Source organism: Ruegeria sp. AD11(2025) (genome assembly GCF_056542405.1).
Window position 1 is genome coordinate 17,826 of the sequence record NZ_JBQFZU010000037.1, and the last position, 15,704, is coordinate 33,529.

General features: G+C 59.4%; 15 protein-coding genes and 1 tRNA gene. 3 read left to right on the top strand and 13 right to left on the bottom strand.

The genetic code is table 11. The annotated features are described in order from the left end of the window. The first annotated feature begins 1 nt into the window (after position 1). Together ACR1XY_RS21875 and ACR1XY_RS21880 are read left to right on the top strand one after the other, a co-directional pair. Positions 2 to 838, top strand: a complete 837-nt coding sequence (locus ACR1XY_RS21875; RefSeq protein ID WP_480596492.1) for a 5-deoxy-glucuronate isomerase — start codon at positions 2 to 4, stop codon at positions 836 to 838. Then, a complete protein-coding gene (locus tag ACR1XY_RS21880; RefSeq protein ID WP_480596494.1) occupies positions 835 to 1,674 on the top strand; it encodes a class II fructose-bisphosphate aldolase in 840 nt (279 codons plus the stop codon). The genes ACR1XY_RS21875 and ACR1XY_RS21880 overlap by 4 nt, the downstream gene beginning before the upstream one ends. Before the next feature lie 4 nt (positions 1,675 to 1,678). Here the strand turns inward: ACR1XY_RS21880 and ACR1XY_RS21885 are convergent, their stop codons facing one another. From ACR1XY_RS21885 to ACR1XY_RS21945, 13 genes are all read right to left on the bottom strand, one after another. After that, positions 1,679 to 2,458, bottom strand: a complete 780-nt coding sequence (locus tag ACR1XY_RS21885; protein WP_480596496.1) for a TIM barrel protein — start codon at positions 2,456 to 2,458, stop codon at positions 1,679 to 1,681. Between the two features lie 24 nt (positions 2,459 to 2,482). Next, positions 2,483 to 3,241 carry an SDR family NAD(P)-dependent oxidoreductase gene (locus ACR1XY_RS21890; protein ID WP_480596498.1) on the bottom strand — a complete coding sequence of 253 codons (759 nt, stop codon included), beginning with the start codon at positions 3,239 to 3,241 and terminating at the stop codon, positions 2,483 to 2,485. Further along, on the bottom strand, positions 3,238 to 4,044 hold the full coding sequence (gene iolB, locus ACR1XY_RS21895; RefSeq protein ID WP_480596500.1) for a 5-deoxy-glucuronate isomerase: 807 nt from the start codon (positions 4,042 to 4,044) through the stop codon (positions 3,238 to 3,240). The genes ACR1XY_RS21890 and iolB overlap by 4 nt, the downstream gene beginning before the upstream one ends. Positions 4,045 to 4,092: 48 nt before the next feature. After that, the gene (locus ACR1XY_RS21900) at positions 4,093 to 5,274 is read right to left on the bottom strand and encodes a phytanoyl-CoA dioxygenase family protein (protein WP_480596502.1); all 1,182 of its coding nucleotides are present in this window, start codon (positions 5,272 to 5,274) and stop codon (positions 4,093 to 4,095) included. A gap of 48 nt (positions 5,275 to 5,322) precedes the next feature. Then, positions 5,323 to 6,222, bottom strand: coding sequence for a myo-inosose-2 dehydratase (iolE, locus tag ACR1XY_RS21905; RefSeq protein ID WP_480596505.1), 900 nt, complete (start codon positions 6,220 to 6,222; stop codon positions 5,323 to 5,325). After that, entirely contained in the window at positions 6,219 to 8,051 is a 1,833-nt protein-coding gene (gene iolD, locus ACR1XY_RS21910; protein ID WP_480596507.1) for a 3D-(3,5/4)-trihydroxycyclohexane-1,2-dione acylhydrolase (decyclizing), read from the bottom strand. Before iolD ends, iolE begins: the two co-directional genes overlap by 4 nt. 92 nt (positions 8,052 to 8,143) lie before the next feature. Next, on the bottom strand, positions 8,144 to 8,962 hold the full coding sequence (locus tag ACR1XY_RS21915; protein ID WP_480596510.1) for an ATP-binding cassette domain-containing protein: 819 nt from the start codon (positions 8,960 to 8,962) through the stop codon (positions 8,144 to 8,146). Position 8,963: 1 nt separating this feature from the next. Continuing rightward, positions 8,964 to 10,070 (bottom strand): ABC transporter permease, encoded by a 1,107-nt coding sequence (locus ACR1XY_RS21920; protein ID WP_480596512.1) that lies wholly within the window; start codon positions 10,068 to 10,070, stop codon positions 8,964 to 8,966. A gap of 67 nt (positions 10,071 to 10,137) precedes the next feature. Beyond that, positions 10,138 to 11,058: a sugar ABC transporter substrate-binding protein gene (locus tag ACR1XY_RS21925; protein ID WP_480596514.1), complete on the bottom strand. Its 921-nt coding sequence runs from the start codon at positions 11,056 to 11,058 to the stop codon at positions 10,138 to 10,140. A gap of 122 nt (positions 11,059 to 11,180) precedes the next feature. Continuing rightward, positions 11,181 to 12,194 carry an inositol 2-dehydrogenase gene (gene iolG, locus ACR1XY_RS21930; RefSeq protein ID WP_480596516.1) on the bottom strand — a complete coding sequence of 338 codons (1,014 nt, stop codon included), beginning with the start codon at positions 12,192 to 12,194 and terminating at the stop codon, positions 11,181 to 11,183. 139 nt (positions 12,195 to 12,333) lie between these two features. Beyond that, positions 12,334 to 12,410 (bottom strand) — tRNA-Arg (locus tag ACR1XY_RS21935). A 21-nt stretch (positions 12,411 to 12,431) separates the two neighbouring features. Next, positions 12,432 to 12,956, bottom strand: coding sequence for a GNAT family N-acetyltransferase (locus ACR1XY_RS21940; protein WP_480596518.1), 525 nt, complete (start codon positions 12,954 to 12,956; stop codon positions 12,432 to 12,434). Further along, complete coding sequence (locus ACR1XY_RS21945) at positions 12,910 to 13,221, bottom strand: ETC complex I subunit (RefSeq protein ID WP_480596520.1); 312 nt, start codon at positions 13,219 to 13,221, stop codon at positions 12,910 to 12,912. The genes ACR1XY_RS21940 and ACR1XY_RS21945 overlap by 47 nt, the downstream gene beginning before the upstream one ends. A 153-nt stretch (positions 13,222 to 13,374) precedes the next feature. Here ACR1XY_RS21945 and uvrB point away from each other — a divergent pair, with 153 nt between their 5' ends. After that, entirely contained in the window at positions 13,375 to 15,561 is a 2,187-nt protein-coding gene (uvrB, locus tag ACR1XY_RS21950; protein WP_480596522.1) for an excinuclease ABC subunit UvrB, read from the top strand. Positions 15,562 to 15,704: the final 143 nt, after the last annotated feature.

Below are 15,704 nucleotides of genomic sequence, written 5' to 3' on the forward strand. Positions count from 1 at the left end.
CATGCATATCGCGCCCTATGACAATCAGAACAAACCCATCGTCGACGCCGACGACCCGACGGTGCCGCTGAACTATTTCAACATCGTCAAACTGAAAAAGGGTGAGGCGTTCGAATATCAGGTGCCGGGGTATGAAACCTGCATCGCCCCTGCCACCGGCAGCGTGGATGTAGACGTCGAAGGCATGCAGTTCCCCAAGCTCGGCAACCGGGGCGAAGACGTGTGGGATGGCGAGCCCGAGGGTGTCTATGTCCCCGTCGGAGCCAAGGCCCAGATGGTTTGCGTCTCGGATGAGGCCGAAGTTTTCATTGCAGGCGCCAAATACGACAAGGTGCTGGACCCGTTCGACGTCCGCCAGCATGACCTTGTGCAATACGGCAGCGACGACACTAAAACCCACCGCAAGATCAAGCACATCCTTGGCCAGAAACAGCATGACAAGGTGGGCCGCCTGCTGGTCAGTGAGCTGTTCACGGTAGGTCAGGGCGGCTGGTCCGGCTTCCCCAGCCACAAGCACGACACCAACCGTCTGCCGGATGAAAGCCGCCACGACGAGACCTACAATTTCCGCTTCAAACCCAACTGGGGTTCGGGTCTGCAGATGTTGCAGCGTGAGGACAACGAGCCCGGCGATGCCTATCACATCGTCGATGGCTCAACGATCTGCATCGACAAAGGCTACCACCCCTGCTGCGTGCTGCCGGGGTATGAGATGTACTATTTCACCATCCTCGGCGGTCTCAGCCAGCGCTCGCTGGTGCAGTATTTCCAACCGACACATGCCTATCAGATCGAGACCATTCCGGGCATCAAAGACATGATCGCGAAATTCAAATGACCCTCGTCACGCTGAAAGACGTCCTGACCCCGGCTTATGAGCAAGGCTATGCCGTAGGCGGCCTTGTCACCCTGGGCTGGGAAGACATGCGCGCTTACGTGGCCGCGGCCGAGGCCGAAAACGCCCCTGTGATCCTGCAGGCTGGCCCCAGCTGCCGCGAACACACGCCGCTGCCCGTTCTGGGCAAGATGTTTCGCCATCTGGCCGAGAACGCCTCAGTCCCTGTGGTCGCCCATCTGGACCACGGCTATACGTTTGAAGAGTGCAAGATCGCGCTGGATAGCGGGTTCACATCGCTGATGTTCGACGGCTCGCGCAAACCGCTGCAGCAAAACATCGACGAAACCGCTGCAATAGCCGAGATGGCCCACGCGGCCGGAATCTCCTGCGAAGGTGAGATCGGTTTTGTCGGCTATTCCGGCGGCGAAGGGTCAAACGGAACCGACCCGGCCGAGGCGGCGCAGTTTGCCCGTGAAAGCGGCGTGGATGCGATGGCCATCTCGGTCGGCAACGTCCATCTGCAGCAAAACAAAGAGGGCGGTCTGGACGAGGATCGCATACGCCAGATCGACGCCATAACCGAAGTGCCACTGGTGATCCATGGCGGTTCTGGCGTTCCGGTCGAGCAGCGCAAGCGTCTCGCCCGCGAAACCTCGATCTGCAAGTTCAACATCGGAACCGAGCTGCGCATGGCCTTCGGTGCAGCGCTGCGCGAGGCGGTGAACCGCGACCCCAACAGGTTCGACCGCGTCACCATCCTGAAAGAAACCCACGATCCGGTCGAGGCAGCCGCCCGTACTGTCATTCGCGCTTTCGGAGCGCCGCCGCAAAGATAAGCCGCTAGAGCGTAAAAAAATCCCGGAAAGCCATTAGCGCCACTTCCGGGTCGCCTGCCGCAAAGGCTTCCATTCCGACTGGCCCACGGTAACCCATATCATTCAACGCCTGTGCAACTGCCGCGAAATTGATCTCACCCGATCCCGGCTCGCACCGGCCCGGATTGTCAGCAACCTGAACTTCTCCAATCCAAGGCAAGCATTTTTCGCACCAGCGGATCAGGTCACCCTCTCCGATCTGCGTGTGATACAGGTCGAGATTAATGCGCAATTGTGGGCGATCAATAGCTGAGACCAAATCCAATACATCCGCTGTCGACCCGAACGGACAACCGGGATGGTCCAGCCGATTCAGGTTCTCCAGCGTGAATACCGCACCTTCTTCCTCAGCCAGATCGCAAATTCGGCTCAGTGTATCCCGCGCTTTTAACCACATTTTCCCCGTGACGGATTCGTGCTGCCAGATTGGAATACCGCCATCACCCAGTCCTGTACCGTGCAAGTTTAAACGATCCACACCCAAACGTTTGCCGATCTGCACTGTTTCGCGCGCAGATTTCAGCAACATATCTGCGCCTTGGTCATCCGCAAGACGGCCTTCGAGATAGCCGTTCATGATCGTGAAATTCGCGCCGACGCGTTCGAGTTTATCGAGATCCCACTCAGGCCAGTTCCACAGACCTACACCGAACCCCATTTCCGTCAAGCGAGCGGCGCGCCAATCGATTGGCTTATCCAGCCAAAGCATTTCGGCACAGGCTGCCAATTGGAATGGTTGGGACATCCTAAACCTCAGAATATGGGACCATCAGATCGACCCGCCTTCGACCATGAAATTCCCCGCGCTGCACATGGCAGCATCGTCAGAGGCCAAAAACAGCACCATCCGCGCCACGTAGACCGGATCAATCGGGTCCGGCAGGCATTGGCGGTCGACCTGCTTGGCCAGTGCTTCGGGCGTAACCCAGAGGTCCTTCTGGCGCTCGGTCATGATCCAACCGGGCACTACCGTGTTCACGCGAATACGGTGATCTCCCAGTTCGCGCGCCATCGTGCGGGTCAGGCCATGCACGGCCGATTTTGCGGTGGCATAGGCCGGGAAGCCCGCGCCGGCCTCCCACCATGAGTTTGAGCCGAGGTTGACGATGGCCCCACCGCCCCGTTCGATCATCGCTGGCGCGACAGATTGGATGGCAAAGAACATGTGTCGGATATTGGTCGCCATACGCTCGTCCCAGTAGTCCGGCGTCACCTCGCGCCAATCGTGCCGGTCGTCACGCGCAGCGTTGTTGACCAAGACATGAGCCGCACCAAGTTCGTCCGTCAACTCTGCCAATGCGATACGCAGCGCTTCGACATCGCGCAAGTCGCATTGGGCGAAGACGTGTTCGCCGTCCACCTGCGCCAACAGCGCGTGCCCCGCGTCCGCGTCAATATCCAGAATCCCGACCTTGGCCCCTTGGGCCGCGAAGGCTCGGACTGTTTCTGCACCAATTCCCCCTGCCCCGCCGGTGATGAAAACGGTCTTGCCGTTCAGACTGGGATAGGTGGCAAAGTCTCGGGTCATCCGTCACGCTCCATGATCCATTCGACCTCGGGGGCCGCCACAAAACGCCATTTCCGCAACGGTCCGGCCATGACATTCAGATAGTACATCTCAAACCCATAGGGCGCACCGCAAGGGTGATGGCCGCGCGGGACAGTCACAACATCGCCATCGGACACGGCCATCGACTCGTCCAACTGGCCGTCATCGGTATAAACTCGCTGGATACCAAATCCGGTGGCCGGGTTGAGGCGGTGGTAATAGGTCTCCTCCAGATAAGTGATCCGGGGATAATCATCCTCATCATGGCGGTGGCTGGGATAAGACGACCAGTGGCCATTCGGCGTGAACACCTCGGTCACCAGCAGGCTGTCGGCATAGTCCTCGTTCTCCATCGCGATATTGTTTATATGGCGCGTGTTCACGCCCTTGCCGCGCTCAGTCAGGGTAATGCCGTCAGGGCCGATGCGCCGGGCCTGATGCCCGCCTTTGCCGGGGGCCGAGCAGACGGCGATGACGCAATCAGTTTCGGCGACAGCTTCCCACTCGGTTCCATTCGGCAGGTACAGACAATGCGGCGGTGACTTTTCGAAAACGTCCAAACGGTCGCCCAGAACGCCCCAATTCTGCCCGGCCCCGGTGATCTGCGCCTTGCCTTCGACCATGACCAAGATGACCTCGCGGTCGCCCGTGGCCTCGGCGGCTTCGTCACCTGCACGCAGATGATAAAGGCCGAAACCGACATAGCGCCACCCTGCACTGGCCGGAGTGATATCGTGGACCTTGCCGCGGGTCCCGAACGGTTTCTTGAGCAGGTCTGCCATGGTGTCGTCTCCTTGATGAGCGGGCGAACAGCTCACCCCTATGTTGTCTCAGGCAGCTTGCCTTGCCTTCAGGGCCGAGAGCGCCTTGACCAGTTGCGCCTCGGTCCAGCCCTCTGTGACCGCCCGGCGCAGGACATCCGCCTGGCTTTCCGGCGCATTGCCCCCGATCGGGGGGTCCGTGTCCAGATTGGTCGGGAAAGGATAGCCTTCTGCGGTGGCCGCAATCGCCGCATCCAGTTCCGACTGGGCCAGATCTCCACGCTGTTTCAACGCGATCAGATGGGGGAACACGGCCTGCGACATGGCACGACGATCCACCGCTTCCATCGCGCGCCCGAAGGCCGACGAGATTTGCAGCAGGTTCGCCATGCGGTCGATATCGGCGCTGCTATTTTCTCCGGCAGAGTGGAACAGCGCCGGGTTGAAGAACACCGCGTCCCCTTTTGACAGAGGCAACTGAACATAGTTGTCTTCGAAATGGTCCTGATGCGCGGGATCGTGAAATGCCAGATAGCCCGACGGATAGAGCTGCGAGAACGGAAGCAACTTGGTCGGGCCACTTTCCACCGGCATGTCACAATGGGCAACGGCCCCTTGCAGGGTCAGCGCAGCGGTCAGGTGATGGGTAAGGGCGGGATACCGCGCGGCGCTGTCGGCGCTTTGGAAACCCAGGTGGTAGTCCCTGTGCGCTTGCTGCGCCTTGCCTCCGGGGCGTACCTGATTGACTTGCGCGGTCATTTGATAGTTGGGGCCCAACCAAGCCTCGCAGGCGACCGCAATCGCGGTGTTCCCAAAATACAGTGCAAAACCTTCCGGGTCGCACAGGCATTGCTTTTGCAGCGCATTCCAAACCCTGTCATTCGCACCCGAGGCGGCGAAGTGATCACCTTCACCTGCCCCGCTTCGCCGTTCCTCATCGATGATCTGTCGGAATACCTCTGTGGCCCGGTCGATCACGGAGGTATCCGAATAGGCCCCTTTCAGGGCAATCACCCCAGCTGACTTACTCAAAACCCAGCCCCATTCCGCCAACAAAGCCTGACGCTTGTCCGTCTGCTCTAGCACCGGGCGCAGCGCCTGCATGTCGTAGACAGGTACGTTCTTTTCAACCGACGCGGCATGGGGCACCGCATCGGCCGAAAGGTTCTGAGAGGTCAACACCTTGAATTCATCCAGATCGCAGGATTCCCGGTCGAAATAGCCGACATATCCGAGGTCTTGATGCACCATGACATGCTCCCTTCTCATGGCTTACGGTGTTGCGCCTATGGGCGGTCGTTACGCCGTGATATCCAACCCTGCCTGCTCGCAGACATCGACGATGTGGTCATAACCCTTCTTGGAATACTCATAGGGCGGTGCCTTGGCAGGGTCCTGTTCGGCCTCGACCACGATCCAGCCGTCGTATTCCATCGCCTTGAGCGCGTTCGCGACCGCCTGGAAATCAATGCAGCCATCGCTAGGCACGGTGAAGGCACCGGCAATCACTGCATCAAGGAAGCTGCGATTGTTCTCAAGCGTATCGTGCACGATGGGCGGGCGGATATCCTTGAAATGCACGTGATGTACCCGGTCGCCCCAGCGGTTGAGGGTCGCCATCACATCGCCACCACCAAACAGCAGGTGGCCGGTGTCAAAGCACAGCTTTACCTCGGGGCCCGATCCTTCCATCAGCCAGTTCACGTCATCCTCGCTTTCGATGATCGTGCCCATGTGGTGGTGATAGGCCATCGGCATGCCCTGATCGGCCATCCATTTCGCCAGTTCGGTGAGCTTTCCAGCGTAGCCCAGAACCTCATCCTTCGACAGCTTGGGACGGTCATTGACCGGAGTCCCGATCTGACCCTGTACGGTGTTGGAACACTCGGCATAGACGATGCAGGGGCTGTTTAGCGCCACGAACTGCTCGAACTGTTCCCGCACGGCTTCACGTTCGGCCGCGAAGTTGTTGACCAGCGTGTTGCCCGAGCACCAGCCGCCACAGAGCGCGATATCGTTGCCGTCCAGATAGGCGCGCAGCCCTTCGGTGTCGCTGGGCATCCGCTGGCCACGTTCGACACCGGTATAGCCGATCTCGCGCGCCTCTTTCAACGCCTGCTCCATGGTATAGGCCGCCGTAAGGTCCGGCAGATCGTCATTCTGCCAGGCGATGGGCGAGATGCCGATTTTCACGCTCATTTGGTGTTTCTTTCCTTGAGTGCGACCTCATAGGCCGCACGTTTTTCATTCACTTCGGGGCGGATGCTGACCTCGGGCACGGCCACTTCCCACCACGTGCCGCCAAATTCGGTGGATGGGTAGGGATCGGTGTCGATAACCACCACATAAGGACCCTTGATGTCACCGCGTTTGGCTAAAGCGTCCTCAAGCTCGGCAATCGAGCTGACTTTGACCGAAGTTGCCCCCATCGCCGCCGCGTGCGCTGCAAAGTCGATGGCCGAGGGCGTGTTGTGGACCGTGTGATCCAGCAGGTTGTTGAACTCGGCCCCACCGGTGCCCATCTGCAGCCGGTTGATGCAGCCAAAACCGCGGTTGTCGGTAATAACGACGGTGAAGGAAATGCCCATCATCGCGGCCGAAGCCATTTCCGAGTTCGCCATCATATAGGTGCCGTCGCCGGTAAAGCAGATCACGTCGCGCTCCGGCTGGGCCATCTTGATACCCATGGCGCCCGCGATCTCGTACCCCATGCAACTGAAGCCGTATTCCATGTGATAGGCCCCGGGGCGGGGCGCTTTCCACAGTTTGTGCAGTTCACCGGGCATGGTACCTGCTGCACACATCACAACCGTATCGTCATGCGCGGCACGCTGAACCGCGCCAATCACCTGCATATCGGTCGGCAGCGCGTTGCCGTCGCCGGGCGCGTCGGTCAGCTTGTCGACCTTGCCGAACCAATCGGCCTTCAGCGTGTCGGCCACAGGGTCGGCGCGATATCCCTGCAGAGCAATGCCCAGTTCCTCAAGCCCGACACGGGCGTCGGATTGCAGTGGCATCGCGCCGTGTTTCTCGGCGTCATAAGCGGCTGTGTTCAGGCTGATCAACTCTCGCTCGGAGTTCGAGAACAGACCCCACGAGCCGGTGGTGAAGTCCTGAAACCGCGTCCCGACGCCCAACACCAGATCGGCCTTGGCGCAAATGTCGTTGGCGGGTTCGCCACCGGTCACGCCGATGGGACCAAGGTTCAACGGGTGATCCCAGGCTAGCGCGGACTTACCGGCCTGTGTCTCGGCTATGAGAATGTTATGCGTTTCGACAAAGCTCTGTAACGCATCGGTTGCGCCCGAATAGTGCACACCTCCGCCAGCGACGATGACCGGGTTTTTGGCGGCTTTGATCGCAGCGACCGCACGGGCCAGTTCACCCTCATCCGGGCGAATGCGGCGCTGATACCAGACGCGCGGCTCAAAGAAGCTTTGGGGATAGTCATAGGCCTCGGCCTGCACGTCCTGACAAAAGGACAACGTCACCGGTCCGCAATCAGACGGGTCGGTCATGGTCCGGAAGGCGCGCGGCAATGCGGTCAGCAGGTGCTCGGGCCGGGAAATGCGGTCGAAATAGCGGCTGACCGGTTTGAAGCAATCATTGGCGCTGATTGTACCGTCGCCAAAGCTCTCGATCTGCTGCAACACAGGGTCGGGACCACGGGTGGCGAACACGTCACCGGGGATGATCAGAACCGGCAGGCGGTTCACATGCGCCAGCGCCGCTGCAGTCACCATGTTCGTGGCGCCCGGCCCGATCGAGGACGTGACGGCCATGGTCCGCGTACGACGCATCTGCTTGGCATAAGCAATCGCACTGTGCGCCATGGTCTGCTCGTTATGGCCGCGATAGGTGGGAAGGCTGTCTTTTACGGCGTGCAACGCCTCGCCCAATCCTGCCACGTTACCATGGCCAAATATGGCCCAGACCCCAGCGATGAACGGCTCTCCGGCTTCGTTCATCTGCGCGCCCAGATAGCGCACCAAAGCTTGCGCTGCGGTCAGTCGGACTGTTTTGTCCATTGTGATCCCTTTCAACACAAGGCCATTTCGGCCAATTCCGCAATTTCGATAGTTGTTGGGCCTCTGGCCCCTGAGGGGGGGGAGGAACGGTGTTAAACCGTACCGCCCAAAGACCCTTCCAGTTCGGCCATTTCCTGACCGCCTGCCATAAGGTCCTGCAGTTCCTCGGGCGTGATTTCGCCCCGTTTTGCGGTGCCCAGAGTCTTGCCCCGGTTCAGCACGGTAAACCGATCGCCCACCGCCAGCGCATGGCGCACGTTGTGGCTGATGAAGACAACGCCCACGCCCTGGCTGCGCACTCGGTCAATGGTCGCCAGAACATTCGACGTTTGGCGCACACCCAAGGCCGAGGTCGGTTCGTCCAGGATCAGGATTTTGGCACCGAAATAAACCGCGCGTGCAATCGCAACGGTCTGCCGCTCGCCGCCGGAAAGCGTACCGACTGCCTGATCCGGTCCGCGCAGATTGATGCCCATCTTGCGCATCTCTTCCATGCAGACGTCATTGGCCTGGTCAACATCGAACCGCTTGAGCAGACCCTTTCCTTTAGTTGGCTCGCGCCCCATGAAGAAGTTCCGCGTCACGCTCATCAGCGGGATCATCGCAAGGTCCTGGAACACGGTCGCAATGCCCGCCTCCATCGCATCACGCGGGGTGTCGAAATGCAGCGGCTTGCCTTCGAAAAAGATCTCGCCCTTGGTGGGTTTGTGCACCCCGGACATGGTCTTGATGAAGGTCGATTTGCCCGCACCGTTGTCGCCCAGCAAGCAGTGGCATTCACCCGGTTTGACATCAAAGCTGACACCAGCCAAAGCAATAATGTTGCCAAAGTGCTTTTCGATGTCTTTCATTTCAACGATGGGCGCCGCGTCGGTCGCATCGCCGTGGTGGAACTTGGTATCTTCGGTCATATCAGCGCTCCCCGGTTACGCGTTTACGGATCGCGTTGTTGAACAGAACGGCGATCAGCAGCATGGCGCCCAGGAAGACCTGGAACCAGTCCTGATCGAAGTCGGTATAGGTCAAGCCGATGACAACCATGCCAAAGATGATCGAACCGAAGAACGCCCCGATAGCCGAGCCATAGCCACCGGTCAGCAGACAGCCCCCGATCACGGCTGCGATGATCGCCTCAAATTCCTTCTGGAAGCCCCGCCGTGCATCGGTTGAACCCGCGTCCATCACCGTGATGATCGCCACCAACGCAGCGCAGCAGGCCGTCAGCATAAACAGAGAGACTTTGACACGGTTCACCGGAACACCCGAGTTGGACGCCGCCGTCTTGTCGCCGCCCGAGGCAAATATCCAGTTCCCTGCCGGGGTGCGCAGCAGTACATATGTTGCAGCCAGCGCCATCACGATGAACCACAGGATTTCGACCGGAATACCTGGCACCTTGGGCGCACCGCTCTTGAAGGTATCGATCGCGCCCTTCTCGGCCAGCCAGGCGAACAGGCTGCCAAAGGCCTCGCCCGAGAAAACCGGCGCCAGCCAGTCATTTTCGGTCGCGTCACGCACGCCGCGCAGCTGGGTCGACCCGCTGGTCGCCATTTTCAGACCGACCAGAGACAACCCTCGCAGGATGAACAGAAATGCCAGCGTCACGATAAACGACGGCAGGCCCGAGCGGATCACGATATTGCCGTTGATCGCGCCGACCATGGCCGCAAAAACAAACGTCATCGGGATCGCGGCGACCAGCGGCAGCTGCCAAGTCACCACGCAGACGCCGAAGAACAGGCCGGAAAACGCCACCATCGAACCGATGGACAAGTCAAACTCGCCGCCAATCATGAGCAAAGCGGCCCCGATGGCTAGGATACCCAATTGCGCCGCAGGCGTCATGAAGTTCATCACTCCGGCAAGAGTGAACATCGATTCATCTGCGGTGATCGCAAAGAAGATAACCACAAGGACGACACCTGCCATCGCACCAAGTTCGGGGCGTTTCATTAGCTTGGTCAAAAACGGTTCGCTTTTGACTCTTTCGTCCGCTGCAACTTGCGCTGACTGACTCATGTTTCCCTCCCAATTCGGTTGAAACGGCGCACGCAGCGCCGTTTCTTTTGTCTCTGTCCCGTTCGGGTCAGCGAATGCCCTGCGATGACAGGTCGATCACCTGAGCGGCCTTTTCCTGAGTTACCAGGTTCGGGCCGGAAGGTACGTTGCCACCCGGCATCAGGCCGTATTTGGCGTGCAGGCCCATGAAGTTCACCGCCAGATAACCCTGCAGATATTGCTGCTGGTCGATGGCAAAGGCCGCGTCACCGTCTGCAATCGACTGCAGGAAGTTGGCCGACAGGTCGAACGAGGCCACGTTCACGTCACGCCCCGATGCTTTGACGGCTTCCACTGTCGGTTCACCGGCCGAGCTGGCACCCAATGCCATGACAGTGTCTACATCTTCGTTCGCGGCCAAAGCAGCGGCGACTTTCGACTCGATTTCCGACGGATCGTTTGATGTCGGCAGCACTTCGACATTGCCGCCGAAACCTTCGGCGAAGCCCGCGCAGCGCAGGTCAAGTGCGACGTTGCCAACCTCGTGGTTCACACAAATCGCGGTTTCGCCGCCCATCGAGGCCAGTGCCTCACCGGCGGCTTTACCCGCGTCGAATTCATCCTGACCAACATGCAGGAGTGCGCCCAGATCCTTGGAAACATCTGACCCCGAGTTGATCGAGATCACCGGAATACCGGCCGCGACCGCACGTTCGATTGACGGGCCAAGCGCGTCTGCGTCGGGAATCGAAACGATCAGCCCGTCAGGCTCCTGGTTCACGGCAGCATCGATCAGTTGCGACATGGCCACCATATCGAAAGTCTCGGGCGCGCGGTATTCGACGTTGACGCCGACATCCTTACCCGCCTGTTCGACGCCGTTCTTGACGACGTTCCAGAACGCGTCATTTGCCTGACCGTGCGACACAACTACGATTTCCTGCGCAAATGCAGGGGTAGCCAAAGCCAATGCACCGGCAGCCAATGCGCCTTTTACGAACTTATTCATTTGGTCTCCTCCCATAAGAACAGTCTGTCTTTTGCCGGGGCTTCAGCCCCAATCATTCGGATCCACCGAATCTCCTCCGCTCCGATAACTGGCGGAGCTTGCCCCAGTTTCTAGATATCGGGTCATTTTGCAACCGGTTTCAAAACCTCGGCCAGTTCGACCGCCTGCCCAGACTGAGCGGACCGGGTCGCGGCCTCGGCCATTGCCAGGGCTGCAACGCCATCCTCCAGCGTCACCGGCATCGCCGAATCGGTCAGCACGGCCTGAACGAAGGCATCCCATTCCGCGCGATAGGCGGGCATGTAACGTTCCAGAAAAAAATAGGTCGGCTTGGCGCCTGTGACGCCATCGGCCGTCGATTTGACCACAGCGTTTTCCAGAATGTTATGGGCTTGCAGCAACCCGCCCGAACCCAGCATCTCGATCCGCTGATCATAGCCATAGACCGCCCGCCGCGAATTCTTGATCACCACGATCTGACCATCGGCATAAATCATTGTAACCACAGCAGTATCCACATCCCCAGCGCGTCCGATCTCGGGGTCAACGATCGAGGAACCTACAGCAGTAATCCGTTCGGGCAGCCGACCCATCAGGTAATTCGCCATGTCGAAATCATGGATCATCATGTCCCGGAACAGACCGCCAGATACCTTGACATAACTGATCGGCGGCGGGGCCGGATCGAAAGAGGTGATCGACAGCATCTCGGTCGTGCCGATTTCGCCGTTGTCTGCGGCCGACTTCAGGGTCGTGAAGCTGGGGTCAAACCGGCGGTTGAACCCGACCATTACCGGCTGGCCGGTTTCCGCCGCAACCGCCTGACACGCCAGCGCCCGTTCAAGGCTGAGGTCAACGGGTTTTTCGCACAGAACCGCCTTACCAGCCTCTGTGGCGGCTTCGATCAGTTCAGAATGGGTGTCTGTCGGCGTCGCAATCAGCACTGCATCAATTGATTGGTCCGCGATAATCTCCTGAGATTCGCGTGCCGTTGCACCCTGTTCCGCGGCAAGGCTTTCAGCAGCTTCGGAAATCGCGTCGGAAACCGCACAAAGCTGACTTTGAGGATGCGCGGCAATGGCCTGTGCGTGTACCCGACCAATGCGCCCGGCGCCAAGCAGTCCGATTCTCAGCATGTGGCTCTCCCGATTCTTTAACTTGGCGTTACAATGTTGCTTTTTGCAACCGGTTGCAATATTTTTTTCGATGCAAAGAGTCCGCAACGCCAAACCACTCGAGTTCTGCGATGGTGCGGTAGGCTGCTATTAAGATAACTGGCGATCCCGGAAGGACTCGAACCCTCAACCTGCTGATTAGAAGTCAGCTGCTCTATCCAGTTGAGCTACGGGACCGCTGCGCCCTTCTTGCGGTTTTTACGGGCGGGGTTCAAGACCCAAGCGCATGAAGGCGCTGTTTGGGTCGGTCTCGTATCCGTAGATCGGCTCGCAATAGGAATATCCAAGCGCCTCATAGAGTTTGCGGGCCGCATCATATTCCGGTAGATGTGCCGCGCCGGTTTCCAGAACCAGCGCTGTAACCCCTTCTGTTCTGGCCAGATCCGCAAGATGGACCATCATTTTGCGCGCCAGACCTCGCCCACGCGCCCGCGCCAGAACATGCACCGATTTCACCTCGGCGGTACCATCCGGCAACGCCTTGAGCGCACCGCACCCAACTGGCTGGTCGGCTTCGTACATGGCCCAGAACCGAATCCCCGGCCCGGCCAGCGCCTCGGCATCCATGGTGTGATTGCTTTCCGCGGGACCGGCCGTTTTGCTATGGGCAAAATGCGCCTCGACCACCGGTCGCAATACATCCAAGGTTGGATCAGCCTCGCGAATGTCGATCAACTCAGTGGGTCCAAGGACCACGCCGGTCGGTGGCGAAGTTTTCGCCATAGCCACGGGCGCGCAGGTTGGGTTTGCGCTTGTGCGGTTCGCTCACCTGTGCGTCGATACCATTGTCCTTGGCGTAATCCAGCGCCTCTTCCTTGGTGTCGAACTTCAGGCGTATCTGGGTCTGCGTGTCATTGGATGAGGTCCAGCCCATCAGCGGATCAACCTCGCGCGACGACGCGGGGGCGTATTCCAGAACCCACTTGCGGGTCTTGGCCATACCCGAGGTCATCGCATTCCTAGCAGGCTGGTAAATCCGTGCGCGCATGTCGCCTCTCCGTACTCACTTGGCTAGGGGTGTTTATGCGCCAGACGCGCGGCGCGGACAAGTCCGCAATTGTCGCAATTTAAGGCATTGAAATTGCCCCCTTGAACAAGAACAAAAACAGATCAAAATCAGGCGCGAAAGGAATCTCCCCTGATGGCTTACGCTCATTCCGACAAGACCCAGCTGACTGCCGAAGACGTCCGCGCCCGCCTGAAACTGGAAGGCGGCAAATCCTTCGTCATGCATACCGAGTTTTCGCCGGCGGGCGACCAGCCAACTGCAATCAAGGAACTGACCGGGGGCGTGCTGGACGGTGAACGCGACCAGGTTTTGCTGGGCGCGACCGGGACGGGCAAGACCTTCACCATGGCCAAGGTGATCGAGGAAACCCAGCGCCCAGCGATCATTCTTGCGCCCAACAAGACGCTGGCGGCGCAGCTCTATGGCGAATTCAAAGGGTTCTTCCCTGAAAACTCGGTCGAATACTTCGTATCCTACTATGACTACTACCAGCCCGAGGCCTATGTCGCGCGGTCGGACACCTATATCGAGAAAGAATCACAAATCAACGAACAGATCGACCGGATGCGCCACTCGGCCACGCGGGCGCTGTTGGAGCGGGACGACGTGATCATCGTGGCCTCGGTGTCGTGCATCTACGGTATCGGTTCGGTCGAAACCTACGGGGCAATGACCCAGGATCTGAAGGTCGGCAACGAATACGACCAGCGGCAGGTGATGGCCGATCTGGTGGCCCAGCAATACCGGCGCAACGATCAGGCGTTTCAACGTGGGTCGTTCCGGGTTCGGGGCGATTCCCTGGAAATCTGGCCCGCCCACCTTGAGGATCGCGCCTGGAAGCTCTCGTTCTTCGGTGAGGAATTGGAAACGATCACCGAGTTCGACCCGCTGACTGGCGAACGCGCCGCGACGATGGAACAGGTGCGCGTTTATGCGAACTCGCATTATGTGACGCCGAAGCCGACGATGAACCAGGCGATCATCGGCATCAAAAAAGAACTGCGCATCCGGCTGGATCAACTCGTCGGCGAAGGCAAACTCCTGGAAGCTCAGCGTCTGGAACAGCGCACCAATTTCGATCTGGAAATGCTTGAGGCCACCGGCGTATGCAACGGGATCGAGAACTACTCGCGCTATCTGACCGGCCGTGCGCCGGGCGAGCCGCCCCCGACCCTGTTCGAATTCATCCCCGATAACGCGATTGTCTTTGCCGACGAAAGCCATGTCAGCGTGCCACAAATCGGCGGCATGTACCGGGGCGACTATCGGCGCAAATTCACGCTGGCCGAACACGGGTTCCGCTTGCCCTCCTGCATGGACAACCGACCCCTCAAGTTCGAGGAATGGGACGCCATGCGCCCGCAATCCGTCTTTGTCTCGGCCACACCAGCTAAATGGGAGATCGAACAGACCGGCGGCGTCTTCACCGAACAGGTGATCCGCCCCACCGGCCTGCTGGATCCTGAGGTCGAAATCCGCCCTGTATCCATGCAGGTGGACGATTTGCTGGACGAGGTGCGCAAGGTCACAGCGAACGGTTACCGCACGCTGGTCACGACCCTGACCAAACGTATGGCCGAAGACCTGACCGAATATCTGCATGAACAGGGCATCAAGGTCCGCTACATGCATTCCGACATCGACACGCTGGAACGCATCGAAATCCTGCGCGACCTGCGGTTGGGGGCGTTTGACGTGCTGGTGGGGATTAACCTACTGCGCGAGGGGCTCGACATTCCCGAATGCGGGCTGGTCGCCATTCTGGACGCGGATAAAGAGGGCTTTCTGCGGTCCGAGACTTCTCTGGTTCAAACCATCGGCCGCGCCGCGCGGAACGCCGACGGGCGGGTGATCATGTATGCCGACAAGATCACCGGCAGCATGGAGCGCGCCCTGAATGAGACCAACCGCCGCCGCGCCAAACAGCTTGCCTACAACGAGGAACATGGCATTACGCCTGAGACGGTGAAAAAGAATGTCGAGGACGTTCTGGCCGGTCTCTACGAAGGCGACGTCGACATGAACCGCGTCACCGCCACCATCGAGAAGCCGATGCACGGCGCCAACCTCGAGGCCCATCTGGACGGCCTGCGCGACCAGATGCGCAAAGCCGCCGAGAACCTGGAATTCGAAGAGGCCGCAAACATCCGGGATGAGATCAAACGCCTGGAAGCGGTCGACCTGGCCGTCGCCGACGACCCCATGGCGCGGCAATGGGCAGTCGAGAAAGCCTCGGAAGACGCGGTGAAATCGCGCGGACGCTCAACGGCCGGCAGGCCGGGGCAGCGGGGTGGGAATGTGAAGAGGAGGAAGCGGTAGGTTGACACGCAACTGATGGTTGCATTTTGACTCAAAGCACGAAATCAATCTTCCTAGGCTCAGGACCCATTGATTTCCGTATAGCGGCGTGATTCACGGTTCGAAAACGAGCGGTGAACATGTCTGATCTTTTCTGGCTTACA